The sequence below is a fragment of the Aeromicrobium terrae genome, from assembly GCF_008039565.1.
Classification (GTDB): Bacteria; Actinomycetota; Actinomycetes; order Propionibacteriales; family Nocardioidaceae; genus Aeromicrobium; species Aeromicrobium terrae.
Map to the genome: position 1 here is coordinate 152,496 of NZ_VDUX01000008.1, position 13,305 is coordinate 165,800.

Here is a 13,305-nt window from a genome sequence, read left to right on the forward strand (position 1 = left end):
CGGTTTTCGATGGCGACGTCCGCTGGGCTAGACTGTCGCAGTTGCCTCGGCGAGGGTCGGCTGGCCGACCGTGATCGACAGGGCGCTCGTCCCGAGGTGCGCCAAGACATCCTGAACACCTTCTGAGGAGCATTCCCCCGTGGCCGAGATCAAGATCGCCGCCGAGAGCCGTACCGAGTTCGGCAAGGGCGCGGCCCGCCGCATCCGCCGGGCCGACAAGGTTCCCGCCGTCCTGTACGGATCGGGCATCGATCCCACACACATCACGCTGCCGGGCCACGACCTCGCGCTCGCGCTCAAGAACAGCAACGCGCTGCTCTCCATCGAGGTCGACGGCGACTCGCACCTCGCGATCCCGAAGCAGGTCCAGCGCGACCCGCTGAAGGGCTTCATCGAGCACGCCGACCTGCTGATCGTGAAGAAGGGCCAGAAGGTCACCGTCGACATCCGCGTGCACCTCGAGGGCGACGCCGCCCCGGACGCGCTGGTCGTCACCGAGAACTCCACGATCTCCGTCGAGGCCGAGGCCACGCACATCCCGGAGTCGGTCGAGGTGTCCATCGAGGGCCTCGAGGTCGGCTCGCAGATCCACGCAGGCGACCTGCAGCTCCCCGCCGGCGCCACGCTCGCCATCCCCGAGGACTGGCTCATCGTCAACATCGTCGCCGCTCCGACCGCCGAGGAGGTCGAGGCCGAGCTGGAGGAGGCCGAGGCCGAGGCCGGCATCGAGCACGACGAGCCCGAGGCCGAGGCTGAGGGTGACGCCGGCGAGGCCAAGCCCGCCGAGGGTGAGGGCAACGCCGACGAGGGCGAGTCCGAGTCCGAGTGACCTGGTTGATCGTCGGGCTCGGCAACCCGGGCCCGACGTACGCCGCCACCCGGCACAACGTCGGCTACCTCGTGGCCGACGTCCTGGCGAACCGTGTCGGGGGCAAGCTCAAGAAGCACACGTCCGGTCGCGCCGACGTCGTCGAGGGTCACCTCGCCGGTGAGCGGGCGATCGTCGGCCGCGCGCGTTCGTACATGAACGACAGCGGCGGACCGGTGTCCACGCTCGTGAAGTACTACGACGTCGAGCCGGAGAACGTCGTGATCATCCACGACGAGCTCGACATCGACTTCGGTCAGCTGCGGATCAAGCTCGGCGGCGGCGACAACGGCCACAACGGCCTGCGCAGCGTCCGCCAGTCGCTGGGCACCGGTGACTTCCACCGGGTCCGCGTGGGCATCGGCCGTCCGCCGGGCCGGCAGAGCGTGCACGACTTCGTCCTCAAGCCCTACTCGGCCGAGGAGCGCAAGGAACTCCCCGTCCTCGTGGAGGAGGCGGCCGACGCCGTCGAGAGCCTCGTCGAGCGCGGCCTCGCCGCGACGCAGAGCGCGTTCAACCGCTGATGGCGCCACTCACGTCCCTCGCCGACCGGGTACTCCCGATCCTGGGCGACCTGCGTCAGGGCCCGGAGGCCCTCCGCCCGTTCGCGGCGGCCAAGCTCGCCCGGTCGGGCACGGTCCTCGTGGTCACCGCCACCGCCCGCGAGGGCGAGGACCTCGTCGCTCAGCTGACCGACCTCGGCTGCAGCGTCGCGTTCTACCCGGCGTGGGAGACGCTCCCGCACGAGCGCCTGTCACCCCGCTCGGACACCGTCGGCCGCCGTCTCGCCGTGCTCCGCCGCCTCGTCCACGGGGATCCCTCCGCGCTGGAGATCGTGGTCGCGCCCGTCCGCTCGCTCCTCCAGCCGCAGGTCAAGGGCCTCGCGGACCTGGCGCCCGTCGCCGTGTCCACGGGCGACGACCGCGAGCTCGACTCTCTGGTGCGTGACCTCGCCGGCGCCGCCTACACCCGCGTCGACCTGGTGGAGCGACGCGGCGAGTTCGCGGTCCGCGGCGGCATCGTCGACGTCTTCCCGCCCACCGAGGAGCACCCGCTGCGCGTGGAGTTCTGGGGCGACACCGTCGAGGAGATCCGGCACTTCGCCGTCGCCGACCAGCGGTCGCTGGAGCCGGTCGATGCACTCTGGGCCCCGCCGTGCCGCGAGATGCTGCTGACCGACGAGGTCCGCGCCAAGGCCGCTGAGATGGCCACGTCGCACCCGTCGCTCGCCGAGCTCTTCACCAAGCTGGCCGAGGGCCACGCCGTCGAGGGCATGGAGTCTCTCGCGCCCGTCCTCGTCGGCGAGATGGAGACCCTGACCAGCCTGCTCCCCGAAGGCTCGTCGGTCCTGCTCTGCGACCCCGAGCGCATCCGGGCTCGGGCTCACGACCTGGTGGCCACGAGCGAGGAGTTCCTCGCCGCCTCCTGGGCGGCCGCGGCGACCGGTGCCGAGGCCCCCATCGACCTGGGGCCGGCCACCTTCCACACGCTCCAGGAGGCGCAGGCCGAAGCCACGGCTCTCGGCCACGACTGGGTCGGCCTCTCACCGTTCGGCCTGGACGAGCGGGCCGTCGGCGTGGAGCCGACGCCCACCTACCGCGGCGACACCGAGGCGGCGATCGCCGACATCAAGACCTGGCTCGGCGACGGCCAGGACGTCGTCGTCGTGGTCCCCCGCCAGGGCCAGGCGCAGCGCACCGTCGAGTGGCTGACCGAGCACGACGTCCCCGCGTCGCTGGATCCCAGCGACGGCTCCGTCGTCGAGGTGATGTGCGGCGAGCTGGCGCACGGCCTGGTCCTCGGCGGTCTCGTCGTCCTCACCCACGACGACCTCGTCGGTCAGCGGGCCACCGAGCGCGCCGAGCGCGCGAGCATGCCGGCCCGCCGGCGCAAGCAGGTCGACCCGCTCGAGCTGAAGTCCGGCGACCACGTCGTCCACGAGCAGCACGGCGTCGGCCGGTACGTCGAGCTGGTCAACCGCACGGTGCACGGCGCCGCCCGCGAGTACCTGGTCATCGAGTACGCGCCGAGCAAGCGCGGCCAGCCCGGCGACCGGCTGTTCGTGCCGATGGACCAGCTCGACCAGGTCAGCCGGTACGTCGGCGGCGAGCAGCCGAGCCTCGACAAGCTCGGCGGCTCCGACTGGTCGGCGCGCAAGAGCCGGGCACGGCGGGCGGTGCGCCAGATCGCCGGCGAGCTGATCAAGCTCTACGCCGCCCGGCAGGCCACGAAGGGCCACGCGTTCGGCCCGGACACGCCGTGGCAGGCCGAGCTGGAGGACGCGTTCGCGTTCGTCGAGACGCCCGACCAGCTCGCCACCGTCGAGGAGGTCAAGCGCGACATGGAGCGCAGCGTGCCGATGGACCGGCTCGTCTGCGGCGACGTCGGCTACGGCAAGACCGAGATCGCGGTCCGCGCGGCGTTCAAGGCCATCCAGGACGGCACGCAGGTGATCCTCCTGGTCCCGACCACGCTCCTCGTCCAGCAGCACCTCGCGACGTTCGCGGAGCGGTTCGGCCAGTTCCCGGTCACCATCCGGCCGCTGTCGCGCTTCCAGTCGGAGAAGGAGGCCAAGGACACCCTCGCCGGCCTCGCCGACGGCACCGTCGACCTCGTGATCGGCACCCACCGCCTCCTCCAGCCGGGCATCGCGATCAAGAACCTCGGCCTGGTGATCGTCGACGAGGAGCAGCGGTTCGGCGTCGAGCACAAGGAGGCGCTGAAGCACCTGCGCGCGGCCGTGGACGTCCTGTCCATGTCGGCCACGCCGATCCCGCGCACCCTGGAGATGGCGATCACCGGCATCCGCGAGATGTCCACGATCGCCACGCCGCCGGAGGAGCGGCACCCGGTGCTGAGCTTCGTCGGCGCGTACGACGAGAAGCAGGTCACCGCCGCCATCCGCCGCGAGCTCCTGCGCGAGGGCCAGGTCTTCTACATCCACAACCGGGTGCAGTCGATCGACAAGGCCGTCGCGCGGCTGCAGCAGCTCGTGCCGGAGGCGCGCATCACCGCTGCGCACGGGCAGATGGGGGAGCACCGGCTCGAGCAGGTGATGGTCGACTTCTGGGAGAAGCGGTTCGACGTCCTGGTCTGCACCACGATCGTCGAGTCCGGCCTGGACGTCTCCAACGCCAACACGATGATCATCGAGCGGGCCGACACCCTGGGTCTGTCGCAGCTGCATCAGCTGCGCGGCCGCGTCGGTCGTGGCCGGGAGCGCGCATACGCGTACTTCCTGTTCCCGCCGGACAAACCGCTCACCGAGACCGCCCACGACCGGCTGGCCACCATCGCCCAGCACTCCGAGCTCGGCGGCGGCATGCAGGTCGCCATGAAGGACCTGGAGATCCGCGGCGCCGGCAACCTGCTCGGCGGCGAGCAGAGCGGCCACATCGCCGACGTCGGGTTCGACCTCTACGTCCGGCTGGTCGGCGAGGCCGTCGCGGAGTTCCGCGGCGAGGGCGCACCGGAGCGCGAGGTCAAGATCGAGCTGCCCATCGAGGCGCACCTGCCGCACGACTACGTGCCCAGCGAGCGGCTCCGCCTGGAGATGTACAAGCACCTCGCCGACGTCCGCTCCGACGAGGACGTCGCCGAGCTGCGGGCCGAGCTCGTCGACCGCTACGGCGAGCCGCCGGCCACCGTCGAGACGCTGCTCGAGGTCGCCCGTCTGCGCGTCCGGATCCGCGAGTCCGGGCTCACCGAGGTCACCACCGCCGGCTCCAACGTGCGCTTCTCCGGCGTCACGCTGCCGGAGTCTGCCCAGCTGCGGCTGCGCCGCCTGCACCCCAAGAGCATCCACAAGGCGGCGGCCGGCGTGACCCTCGTGCCGCACCCGCGGACGGCCCCGATCGGCGGCGCTCCGCTGCGCGACCGCGAGCTCCTGGAGTGGGTGCGGACGGTCGTCGACACCCTCGTCCCGGCGGCTGGGTAGGGTTGGCGGCATGAAGGTGCGCGTCCTCGTCGCGGCCGTGGCGGCGTTGCTGCTCACCGGCTGCGGGTCGGTCCATCCGGGTGCTGCGGCTGTCGTCGACGACGACGTCATCTCGATGCATGACGCCGACGACACGGCCCAGGTCTACTGCTCGCTCACGCTGCTGCAGGGCACCCAGGGCCAGGAGCGCACCAACGCCGACATCCGCCGCGACGCCGTCCGCGACCTGGTCCTCGGCGTGGTCGCCCGCCGGATGGCCGAGCAGGACGACATCGACGTGAGCCCGTCGACGTACGAGGTCACCCCGGCCCAGCGACGTGAGCTCGCCAAGGCGTTCTCCGCCGACGACCTGAGCTCGGCGATCGACGCGATCGAGCACACGCAGCAGACCTACGCGATCGTCCAGGCGCTCGGGAAGCGCTCCAAGAACATCCCGGCCACGGACGACCCCAACGCCGTGCTCGACGCCGGCCTGAAGCTCGTGCAGGCCGAGATGAAGCAGCACGACATCTCCTACGACCCGCGCTTCGGCCTCACGGCCGCCGGCGACCCGAAGTCCGACCCGACGCCGCTGTCGGTGTCGCCGACCGCGCTCGACGCCAGCATGAAGGGGCTCCCCGCGACGCAGCGGTGCGCATGATGCGCATCCTGCTGGTCAGCCCCCGCGTGGCGCCCGGCCTGCTCACGCTCGAGGCCTGGGACGTCCTGCGCGCCGCCTCCCGCGTCTTCTCCGCGGAGGACGGGCCGCACATCGAGGCGATCGAGAAGGCCGGCATCACGGTGACGGTCTCGACGGAGCGCCCCAAGGGCGAGGACGTCCTCTGGATCGCACCGCCCGGCGACGTCGCCTGGGCCCACGAGGTGGCGGCGGAGCTCCTGGACGGGGACGGCCCCGAGGTCGAGGTGCTGCTCGGCTCGTACGACATGCCCGGGGCCCGGCTGCTGGACCTCGTCGCGGTCATGGACCGGCTGCGCCGCGAGTGCCCCTGGACCCAGCAGCAGACGCACACGTCGCTCGCCCCCTATCTCGCGGAGGAGTCGCAGGAGGCGCTGGAGGCCATCGAGTCCGGCGACCTCGACCACCTGCGCGAGGAGCTCGGCGACGTGCTCATGCAGGTCGTCTTCCATGCAGCGGTGTCCGGCGAGCAGCCGGAAGGCTGGGACGTCGACGACGTCGCCGCCGGCATCACCGAGAAGCTGATCCGGCGCAACCCGCACGTGTTCGGAGACGCCGTCGCGACCACCGTCGAGGAGATCGACGCGCAGTGGAACCGCATCAAGGAGCAGGAGCGGCACCAGCACTAGGCTGGGCACGATCCCAAACTTTCGGAGGAGCACACCTGTGGCCAGCATCGAAGCCGTCGGCGCGCGAGAGATTCTCGACTCGCGCGGCAACCCCACCGTCGAGGTCGAGGTGGCTCTCGACGACGGCACGATCGGGCGGGCGGCGGTGCCGTCCGGCGCCTCCACCGGCCAGTTCGAGGCGGTCGAGCTGCGCGACGGCGGTGACCGCTACCTCGGCAAGGGCGTGCTCAAGGCCGTCGAGGCCGTGAACAGCACGCTCGGTCCGGCGCTCGTCGGCTTCGACGCCGACGACCAGCGCGCTGTGGACCAGGCCATGAACGCTTTGGACGGCACACCGAACAAGGCCACGGTGGGCGCGAACGCGATCCTCGGCATCTCGCTGGCCACCGCGAAGGCCGCGGCGGAGTCCGCGCACCTCCCGCTGTTCCGCTACGTCGGCGGCCCGAACGCCCACGTCCTGCCCGTGCCGATGATGAACATCCTCAACGGCGGCGCCCACGCCGACTCCAACGTCGACGTGCAGGAGTTCATGATCGCGCCGATCGGCGCGCCCACGTTCGCCGAGGCACTGCGCAGCGGCGCCGAGGTCTACCACGCGCTGAAGTCCGTGCTGAAGGCCGACGGCCTGTCCACCGGCCTCGGCGACGAGGGCGGCTTCGCTCCCGACCTGCCGTCCAACCGCGCCGCGCTCGACCTGATCGCCACCGCGATCGAGAAGGCCGGTCTGACGCTCGGCACCGACGTCGCGCTGGCGCTCGACGTCGCGTCGTCGGAGTTCCACGGCAAGGACGGCTACACGTTCGAGGGCGAGACCAGGTCCGCCGAGGAGATGGCCGAGTACTACGCCGAGCTCGTCGACTCCTACCCGATCGTCTCGATCGAGGACCCGCTGGACGAGGACGACTGGGACGGCTGGATCAACCTCACCGAGACCCTGGGCGAGCGCGTCCAGCTCGTCGGCGACGACCTGTTCGTCACCAACGTCGAGCGCCTGAGCCGCGGCATCAGTGAGGGCGCGGCGAACGCGCTGCTCGTGAAGGTCAACCAGATCGGCTCGCTCACCGAGACCCTCGACTCCGTCGAGCTGGCCCACCGCAACGGCTTCTCCTGCATGATGAGCCACCGCTCCGGCGAGACCGAGGACGTCACGATCGCCGACCTCGCGGTCGCCACCGACTGCGGCCAGATCAAGACCGGCGCCCCGGCCCGCTCCGACCGCGTCGCGAAGTACAACCAGCTCCTGCGGATCGAGGAGCTGCTCGGCAGCTCGGCGGTGTACGCCGGCGCGTCCGCCTTCCCGCGGCTGGTGCAGTAGGTCTCATGGCTCCGGGGTCATCGCGTGGTCCGGGACGGCGGCCGAGCTCCGACCGCTCCCGCCGCCCGCAGCGCGCCGGGCGGCCCAAGCCGGTCGCCCCGCGCGGCCGGCAGGCCCCGCGGTTCACCGGTCGTGCGGTGGTCCTGCTCTCGGTGGTCCTCCTGCTGATCGCGTCGTACACGTCCGCGCTGCACGCTTGGTGGGAGCAGCGTGGCGACATCCAGTCGTCGCGGGCCGAGATCGCCATGCGCAAGGAGGCGATCGCGACGCTCGAGGACACCAAGAAGCGCTTCGACGATCCCGCGTACATCAAGCAGAAGGCGCGGGAGCGGTTCGGCTGGGTGATGCCCGGCGAGGTCGGCTATCGCGTGATCGGTGCCGACGGGTCGGTGCAGGGCTCGGTGCCCACGCTCGACGAGCCGCCGACGGCGACGAAGGACCAGGCCTGGTACGACACGCTGTGGGGCAGCGTCGAGCAGGCCGGCAAGGACCCCGCGAAGGCCAAGCCGCCGGCCGATCCCGACGAGGTGCTCAAGAAGCAGTGAGCGTCTTCGAGGAGGACATCGCAGCCATCAGGGAGCAGCTCGGACGACCGCCGCGAGGCATCGTCGAGGTCGCGTCCCGCTGCCCGTCCGGCCACCCGAACGTGGTGAAGACCGAGCCCCGGCTGCCCGACGGCACCCCGTTCCCGACGCTGTACTACATCACCTGTCCGCGGCTGGCCGGCGCGATCGGCACGCTCGAGGCGTCCGGCCTGATGGCCGAGATGAGCGAGCGGTTGACCGAGGACGACGAGCTGGCTCGCGCGTACGCGACGGCGCACGAGTCCTACCTGGCCGAGCGAGAAGCCCTCGGCCACGTCCCGGAGATCGAGGGCATCTCCGCCGGCGGGATGCCCACGCGGGTGAAGTGCCTGCACGTGCTCGTCGGGCACAGCCTCGCGAAGGGTCCGGGGCTGAATCCGCTCGGAGACCAGGCGCTCGAGCTGCTCGGGGAGTGGTGGGGCAGCTCCTCCTGCGCGCCCCGATAGCCTCGACGCATGCCCCGGCAACGCATCGCTGCCATCGACTGCGGCACGAACTCCATCCGTCTGCTGATCACGGATCTTTCAGATCAGCAGCATGACCTCGTCCGGGAGATGCGGATCGTCCGGCTCGGCCAGGGCGTCGACGCCACCGGCCGTCTCGACCGCGCCGCCATCGACCGCACCCTGCAGGCCACCCGCGAGTACGCCGAGCTGATCACGACGCTCGGTGCCGACGTCGTCCGGTTCTGCGCCACGTCGGCCGCGCGGGACGCCGAGAACGCCGACGAGTTCTCCGCCGAGGTGGAGTCCGTCCTCGGCATCCGGCCGCAGGTGCTCACCGGTGAGGAGGAGGCGGCGGCCTCCTTCCTCGGTGCCACGCGGTCGCTGGCCGGCGGGCGTGCGCTCGTCGCGGACATCGGCGGGGGATCCACCGAGCTGGTGGTCGGGCAGGACGGGACCGTCGAGTGGTCGACGTCGCTCGACATCGGATCCGTCCGCCTCACCGAGCGCTTCCTGCCCAGCGACCCGCCGGGTGTCACAGAGCTCACCGACTGCATGACGTACCTGGACGGCGTCCTCAAGCCGGCCCTCGACGGGCTGGCCGCGGTCGACACGATGGTCGGCGTCGCGGGCACGGTCACCACCGTCGCGGCCCACGCCCTGGAGCTGCCGTCGTACGACCGGGACGCCCTCCACGGCGCGCGCCTCGACGTCGACGTCCTGCGCAACGCGTGCATCTCGCTCGCCCAGATGTCCGTCGCCGATCGTCGTGCCCTGCCGTTCATGCACCCGGGCCGCGCCGACGTGATCGGTGGCGGCGCGCTCATCCTCGACCGGCTCCTCGACCACGTGGACATCGGCTCCGTCCTGGTCAGCGAGCACGACATCCTCGACGGGATCGCGTGGACGGCATGAGGATCAGCGTCCCGAACCAGCACATGCAGGAACGGCTCGCCGACCTGGACGTCATCGTCTGGGACTGGGACGCACCGCCGCCCGACGGCCCGCCGCTCGACCTGGCGGTCCGGCCGTACGTGCTCAGCGGTGGGTTCGAGCACCTGGACGCCGAGCGCGTGCGCGTCGTCCAGACCCAGTCGCTCGGCTACGACGACGCGATCGGCAACGTGCCGGAGGGCATCGTGTGGTGCAACGCCGTGGGCGTCCACGAGGGTCCGACGGCGGAGATCGCGATGGCCCTGGTGCTGGCGTCGCAGCGCGGCGTCGACGAGAACGCTCGCGCGATGCCGGACGGCCGCTGGGAGCGCCACTGGCATCCCGGGCTGCTGGGCGCTCGTGTCCTGCTGCTCGGCTACGGCGGCATCGGCACCGAGCTGGAGAGCCGACTGTCGGGATTCGGCGTCGAGATCGTCCGGGTGGCACGAACCGCCCGGGAGGGGATCCACGGGACCGACGAGCTGCCGGACCTCCTGCCCGACGCCGACGTCGTCGTCGTCGCCGTCCCGTACGGTCCGGCCACGCACCACCTGGTCGACGACGTGTTCCTGAGCGCCATGCGCGACGGCGCGCTGCTGGTCAACGTCGCGCGCGGCAAGGTGGCGGACACCGAGGCGATCGTTCGGCACACGGCGAGCGGCCACGTCCGGTTCGCCGCCGACGTGCTCGACCCCGAGCCGCTCCCGGCCGACCACCCGCTCTGGACCACGCCGGGCGTGCTGATCACCCCGCACGTCGGGGGAGCGGTCACGACGATGCACGACCGGGTCGAGGCGATGGTGCGCGAGCAGGTCCGTCGCCTTCAGGTGGGCGAGCCGCTGATGAACGTCGTCGACGTCAGCGGGTGACGGCGGACCCGAAGTAGAAGTCGAGCATCGCCTCGAGCGGCTGCTCGTTGCGACGTAGCCGGCTGCGGAGCGCCGCGCCCTCCCAGCAGTCGACGAGCAGGTTGGAGAGCCCGACCGGGTCGGCGTCCGGCGCGATGTCGCCGGCGTCCTGGGCCTCGGCAAGGCAGACCGCCATGCGTCCGGCGATGTAGGAGATGCAGCCCTCGATCTTCTGCGCGAACACGTCGTTCACGCCGGACAGCTCCTGCCCGAGCCCGCCGAGCAGGCAGCCGAGGTAGCCCTCGCCTCGGTAGGACTCGGCGGTGGCCTCGAAGAAGTCGCGCATCCGCTGCAGGGGAGCGCGGTCGGGGTTCGAGAGGCACGCGTCGAGCGCGCCGTGCACGCCGACCATGTACTGGTCGACGACCTGCAGCGCGAAGTCCTCCTTGGACTCGAAGTGGTGGTAGAACGACCCCTTCGGGGTGCCGGTGGCCGCGAGCAGCGTCTGGACGCCGAGGTCGTGGTACCCGTGCTCCAGCAGGAGCTCGAGCCCGGCGTCCAGGAGACGCTGCTTGGTGGTGTGAGTGGTGGTCTCCACGCTCCGGACGTTAGCCCTTCACCATGGCGACCATGTGCTCGATGACGTGACTGTGCTCGGCCTGCGGGCTGAACATCACGATCTCGGCGTCGTCGTCCACCCGGACGTTGTGGCCGGGCGGCCAGTAGAAGAGGTCGTGCTCCCGCACGGTTTCCTCGCTGCCCGACGCATCCGTGGTGGTGATCGTGCCGCTCAGGACGTAGCCCCAGTGCGGGCACTGGCACAGGTTGCCGTCGAGGCCCTGGAAGAGGGGCGTCGTGTCGACGCCCTTCGCGAGCGTGAAGTACTCGCCGCTGATCCCGTCGTACGCGCTGACGTCGCCGAACCCGAGCCGCTGCCGCATGACCACGCCCGGCATCTCGAGCTGGACGTCGACGTCCTGCTTCGCCACCTTCATCTGTCGATCCTCTCGCCGTCTTCCCGAGATTAGACCGATCGGTCTAGTCGGAGACTACGCCGATCCGAGGTGGTGTCAAGACTCGTCGAGGATGAACCCGGCGAGCTGGTGCTCCATCCAGGAGAGGTCCTCGATGGGTGGTGAGTGGGCGGCGGTCTCGGCGGGTGCTTCGCGTCCGGAGGGCAGGAGCCAGCGGATGACGTGGTGGCCCTTCTGCTGGTGATGTCGTCGGCACAGCGCCCAGAGATTCGTGCCGGAGGTCGGTCCGGTGGGGTGCGGGATGCGGTGGTCGGTGTCGCACTGGTCGGCGCGTCTGGTGCAGCCGGGGGCTTGGCAGGTGGCGTCGCGGTAGGCGATGGCCTTCTTGACGGTCTCGGGGGCGAAGCGTCCGAGGTAGGTGTGGTCGAGGGTGTGGCCGGCCGGGTCGGTGAGAATCCGGTGCCAGAGCGTGTTGCCGGTGGCGACTAGGTCGGTGATCCAGGCGGCCGGGATGGCCCAGTCTCCGTCGGCGGAGATGATCGGGTCGTCGTTCACGCCGGCGAGGGAGGCGGCGGGGATGGTGACGGCGATGTCGGCGTGGATCGCAGGCTCGCCGGCTTCGTTGGTGGTGAGCCAGGCGGCAAGGAGGTCGGCACGACGCTGCTGGAGGGTGCGGGGGTCGTCGGCGCCGAGGGCCTTGGCTTCCTTGATCAACCGCTTGTCGATCGCGGCCAGCAGGTAGGACGGCAGCTTGGCGTCGAGGAATCCCATGCCGTCCTCGCCGTGGAAGGCGTCGACCCGGCGCGTCTTCCGTTCGTCCTCGGCGCGCTTCTCGTGCTCGTCGGGCTCGACGCGGGCGATGAACCGGCGCACCCACTGCCGCAGCTGGGCGGTGGTGTGGGTCTCGGCGTACGTCACGACCCGCTGATCGAGCCGCACGATCGACGCGTCGCGCTTCAGCTTGTCGATCCCGTCGGAGATGATCTGGACCCGGGCGGCGTCGATCCGGCCCTTGCGGAACGCCAGCCACGTCATCGGCGCCTTCTCACGGACGCGACGGGTGACAGCCAACCGTCGGTGCACCTGCCCTTCGGACAGGCCCGTCGCGGTGCCGATCTCCAACGCGATCGCCGCGACGTTCATCTGCTTGACCATCGGCGACCACTGCGACGCCTGGATCGCGGCCTCGGCCTGATCGGCGTACTGCAGCATGCCTGACCACTCAGTCGCCTCCGCGGCCGCGCGAGCACGCGCAAAATCGGTCAGTCGATCCGCCGAGACGTGCTCTGACCTGGTCATACCTCCAACCTAGGCACCCCCACCGACAACCCGATTCGACGACCGCACGTTGTCCACACCGGGCGGTGAATCAGGAGAAGTGTCGGACCAGCCGCCGGTGCCGGTGCCCGAAGAACGCTCTCAGCACCCGCGCCAGAATGGCCGCGAGACCGGGGACCGGTAGTCTCGGCTCGAACGTGATCCGGTCGCGCACCTCAGTCTCGTCGCCGACCGCGGTCAGGGTCCGCTCGTGCTCCCATTGCCGCATGCTCAGCATCGTCGACACCTCGTGGAACCGGCGCCCGGGCTCCAGCTGGGCGATCGTGAGGTGGTCGTAGTCGAACGGGACGACGCCGAACAGTCGCAGCCACGCCCGCCCCAGCGGTTGGCCGACCGGCACGGTCTCGACGGTCAGCCCACGCGCCGCGCGCGGCATGGTCATCGTCATCCAGGGCCGCATCTCGTCGTTGATGCCCTCCGGCGTGACGACCCGTGCCCACACCTGGTCGACACCGGCGGGCACCAGGGACGTGCGCTCGAAGATCTTGGCGGCCATTCCGCTGAGGCTACGCGGAACTAGGCTGACCCTGCTCCCGTAGCCCAATCGGCAGAGGCAGGCGGCTTAAACCCGCCCCAGTGTGGGTTCGAGCCCCACCGGGAGCACGACTTCTTCGTGGTGCGACGAGCAGCACTCATCGCGGCTACTTGTTTCATTGACGGCACGGCCGGGGTCTGACGAGGCTCGGTTGAGGTGGTCGGGGTTGTCGCTCCCATTGCGGCTGCCCACGGATCGCGTGTGGCTCACTCATGGCCTGCGCTG

At 70.8% G+C, this 13,305-nt stretch carries 14 protein-coding genes and 1 tRNA gene; 11 read left to right on the forward strand and 4 right to left on the reverse strand.

From position 1 onward, the window contains the following. Positions 1-139 precede the first annotated feature (139 nt). The 10 genes from FHP06_RS15060 to FHP06_RS15105 are packed head-to-tail and all read left to right on the forward strand — an operon-like array spanning position 140 to position 10,254. Positions 140-829, forward strand: coding sequence for a 50S ribosomal protein L25/general stress protein Ctc (locus FHP06_RS15060; protein ID WP_147687620.1), 690 nt, complete (start codon positions 140-142; stop codon positions 827-829). Continuing rightward, positions 826-1,392, forward strand: a complete 567-nt coding sequence (pth, locus tag FHP06_RS15065) for an aminoacyl-tRNA hydrolase (protein ID WP_147687621.1) — start codon at positions 826-828, stop codon at positions 1,390-1,392. Before FHP06_RS15060 ends, pth begins: the two co-directional genes overlap by 4 nt. Further along, positions 1,392-4,805: a transcription-repair coupling factor gene (gene mfd / locus FHP06_RS15070; RefSeq protein ID WP_147687622.1), complete on the forward strand. Its 3,414-nt coding sequence runs from the start codon at positions 1,392-1,394 to the stop codon at positions 4,803-4,805. The genes pth and mfd overlap by 1 nt, the downstream gene beginning before the upstream one ends. A gap of 10 nt (positions 4,806-4,815) precedes the next feature. Continuing rightward, positions 4,816-5,445, forward strand: a complete 630-nt coding sequence (locus tag FHP06_RS15075) for a hypothetical protein (RefSeq protein WP_147687623.1) — start codon at positions 4,816-4,818, stop codon at positions 5,443-5,445. Then, positions 5,442-6,110 carry a MazG family protein gene (locus tag FHP06_RS15080; protein ID WP_147687624.1) on the forward strand — a complete coding sequence of 223 codons (669 nt, stop codon included), beginning with the start codon at positions 5,442-5,444 and terminating at the stop codon, positions 6,108-6,110. Before FHP06_RS15075 ends, FHP06_RS15080 begins: the two co-directional genes overlap by 4 nt. 37 nt (positions 6,111-6,147) lie before the next feature. Continuing rightward, complete coding sequence (eno, locus tag FHP06_RS15085; RefSeq protein ID WP_147687625.1) at positions 6,148-7,425, forward strand: phosphopyruvate hydratase; 1,278 nt, start codon at positions 6,148-6,150, stop codon at positions 7,423-7,425. Between the two features lie 5 nt (positions 7,426-7,430). Beyond that, positions 7,431-7,970: an FtsB family cell division protein gene (locus FHP06_RS15090; RefSeq protein WP_147687626.1), complete on the forward strand. Its 540-nt coding sequence runs from the start codon at positions 7,431-7,433 to the stop codon at positions 7,968-7,970. Continuing rightward, complete coding sequence (locus FHP06_RS15095; protein ID WP_147687627.1) at positions 7,967-8,455, forward strand: DUF501 domain-containing protein; 489 nt, start codon at positions 7,967-7,969, stop codon at positions 8,453-8,455. The genes FHP06_RS15090 and FHP06_RS15095 overlap by 4 nt, the downstream gene beginning before the upstream one ends. A gap of 9 nt (positions 8,456-8,464) precedes the next feature. Continuing rightward, positions 8,465-9,367 (forward strand): Ppx/GppA phosphatase family protein, encoded by a 903-nt coding sequence (locus tag FHP06_RS15100; RefSeq protein ID WP_147687628.1) that lies wholly within the window; start codon positions 8,465-8,467, stop codon positions 9,365-9,367. Next, the gene (locus FHP06_RS15105; RefSeq protein WP_147687629.1) at positions 9,364-10,254 is read left to right on the forward strand and encodes an NAD(P)-dependent oxidoreductase; all 891 of its coding nucleotides are present in this window, start codon (positions 9,364-9,366) and stop codon (positions 10,252-10,254) included. Before FHP06_RS15100 ends, FHP06_RS15105 begins: the two co-directional genes overlap by 4 nt. Here the strand turns inward: FHP06_RS15105 and FHP06_RS15110 are convergent. The 4 genes from FHP06_RS15110 to FHP06_RS15125 all read right to left on the reverse strand — a co-directional run bounded on the left by FHP06_RS15110 (position 10,244) and on the right by FHP06_RS15125 (position 13,041). Beyond that, positions 10,244-10,831, reverse strand: coding sequence for a TetR/AcrR family transcriptional regulator (locus FHP06_RS15110; RefSeq protein WP_147687630.1), 588 nt, complete (start codon positions 10,829-10,831; stop codon positions 10,244-10,246). The two genes, FHP06_RS15105 and FHP06_RS15110, sit on opposite strands and share 11 nt — an antisense overlap. A gap of 10 nt (positions 10,832-10,841) precedes the next feature. Continuing rightward, on the reverse strand, positions 10,842-11,228 hold the full coding sequence (locus FHP06_RS15115) for a cupin domain-containing protein (protein ID WP_147687631.1): 387 nt from the start codon (positions 11,226-11,228) through the stop codon (positions 10,842-10,844). A gap of 75 nt (positions 11,229-11,303) precedes the next feature. Further along, the gene (locus tag FHP06_RS15120; RefSeq protein WP_187271963.1) at positions 11,304-12,419 is read right to left on the reverse strand and encodes an HNH endonuclease signature motif containing protein; all 1,116 of its coding nucleotides are present in this window, start codon (positions 12,417-12,419) and stop codon (positions 11,304-11,306) included. Between the two features lie 157 nt (positions 12,420-12,576). Further along, a complete protein-coding gene (locus tag FHP06_RS15125) occupies positions 12,577-13,041 on the reverse strand; it encodes an SRPBCC family protein (protein WP_147687633.1) in 465 nt (154 codons plus the stop codon). 33 nt (positions 13,042-13,074) lie between these two features. On the opposite strand from FHP06_RS15125, the gene FHP06_RS15130 reads away from it, so the two are divergent. Further along, a tRNA-Leu gene (locus FHP06_RS15130) sits at positions 13,075-13,148 on the forward strand. The last annotated feature ends 157 nt before the right edge of the window (positions 13,149-13,305 follow it).

What these genes read in the sequence shown, in the direction of transcription:
- mfd (WP_147687622.1), top strand. Translation starts at nt 1,392, where the DNA reads ATGGCGCCACTCACGTCCCTCGCCGACCGGGTACTCCCGATCCTGGGC.
- FHP06_RS15075 (WP_147687623.1), top strand. Translation starts at nt 4,816, where the DNA reads ATGAAGGTGCGCGTCCTCGTCGCGGCCGTGGCGGCGTTGCTGCTCACC.
- FHP06_RS15080 (WP_147687624.1), top strand. Translation starts at nt 5,442, where the DNA reads ATGATGCGCATCCTGCTGGTCAGCCCCCGCGTGGCGCCCGGCCTGCTC.
- FHP06_RS15090 (WP_147687626.1), top strand. Translation starts at nt 7,431, where the DNA reads ATGGCTCCGGGGTCATCGCGTGGTCCGGGACGGCGGCCGAGCTCCGAC.
- FHP06_RS15100 (WP_147687628.1), top strand. Translation starts at nt 8,465, where the DNA reads ATGCCCCGGCAACGCATCGCTGCCATCGACTGCGGCACGAACTCCATC.
- FHP06_RS15105 (WP_147687629.1), top strand. Translation starts at nt 9,364, where the DNA reads ATGAGGATCAGCGTCCCGAACCAGCACATGCAGGAACGGCTCGCCGAC.
- FHP06_RS15115 (WP_147687631.1), bottom strand. Translation starts at nt 11,228, where the DNA reads ATGAAGGTGGCGAAGCAGGACGTCGACGTCCAGCTCGAGATGCCGGGC.
- FHP06_RS15120 (WP_187271963.1), bottom strand. Translation starts at nt 12,419, where the DNA reads ATGCTGCAGTACGCCGATCAGGCCGAGGCCGCGATCCAGGCGTCGCAG.
- FHP06_RS15125 (WP_147687633.1), bottom strand. Translation starts at nt 13,041, where the DNA reads ATGGCCGCCAAGATCTTCGAGCGCACGTCCCTGGTGCCCGCCGGTGTC.